The sequence below is a fragment of the Rhizobacter sp. P1_G5 genome, from assembly GCF_056405435.1.
Genome location: NZ_JBFUCB010001044.1, coordinates 1 through 1,095 on the forward strand (window position 1 = coordinate 1; position 1,095 = coordinate 1,095).

2 protein-coding genes are annotated in these 1,095 nt (G+C 68.6%); one reads left to right on the forward strand and one right to left on the reverse strand.

Translation table 11 applies throughout. The features are described 5' to 3' along the window. Window positions 1-499 (forward strand): roadblock/LC7 domain-containing protein (locus AC1D12_RS33855; RefSeq protein ID WP_477845454.1); only part of this gene is annotated, 499 nt, incomplete at its 5' end. Window positions 500-505: 6 nt separating this feature from the next. Here the strand turns inward: AC1D12_RS33855 and AC1D12_RS33860 are convergent. After that, the coding region (locus tag AC1D12_RS33860) for an AAA family ATPase (RefSeq protein ID WP_477845455.1) at window positions 506-1,095 on the reverse strand (590 nt) is incomplete at its 5' end.

A 1,095-nucleotide genomic window follows, 5' to 3' on the forward strand; every position in this document is an offset into this window, starting at 1 on the left:
GCCGCGGGCCACACCGCCGGCGGTCGCCTATCCGACCTCGTATGCACCGATGCCGCCGACACCGCAGGCAGCGGTCGGCGCGCCCGCGTCGACGGCGATGCGGCCGATGCCGCCGACCCGGCCGATGGCGTCCACCCAGCCGGATTCACCGCTGCAGCGCTACGTGAACCAGTTGATCGAGCTGACCGGCATGGTCAGCTGCTGCGTGTTCGACATCGCGAGCGGCCAGGACCTGGTGCATGCCGGTGCGCGGCCCTCCCCCGACATCCTGGCCCACCACGGCGCGGCACTGATCGGCGCGATGACCGCGACCGCCCGCACGATGGGCCTCGGCCACGCGGTGCCCGAGGCGGCCATCACGCTCGGCTCGCACCACCTGCTGCTGCGCCCCGTGCCCAACCATCCCGGCGTGGCGCTGCATGCGGTGCTCGACAAGGCGCAGGCGAACCTGACGCTGGTCAGGCTGCAGGTCGGCCGGATGGACAACCTGCTGGACTGACCCGGTTCAGTGCACGACGCGCGAGAAGCTGAACTCCGAGCCGTTCACGTCCACCGGGATCACGTCCTTCGGCCCGAACCTGCCCTCGAGGATCAGCTTCGAGACCGGGTTCTCGATCTTCTGCTGGATCGCCCGCTTCAGCGGCCGCGCACCGAACACCGGATCGAAGCCGACCTGGGCCAGCGCCGCCAGTGCGGCCGGTGACACGTCGAGCTTCATCTCGAGCTTGTCCAGCCGCTGCTCCAGCACCTTCAGCTGGATCCTCGCGATCGCCTCGATGTTCTTCGCGTCCAGCGAATGGAACACCACCGTCTCGTCGATGCGGTTCAGGAACTCCGGGCGGAAATGCTGCTTCACCTCGGCCCACACCGCGTCGCGGATGGCCTCGGGGTCCTGCCCCGCCATCTGCATGATCTGGTGCGAGCCCAGGTTCGAGGTCATCACGATCACCGTGTTCTTGAAGTCCACCGTGCGGCCCTGCCCGTCGGTCAGCCGGCCGTCGTCGAGCACCTGCAGCAGCACGTTGAAGACATCGGGGTGCGCCTTCTCCACTTCATCGAGCAGCAGCACGCTGTATGGCTTGCGGCGCACCGCCT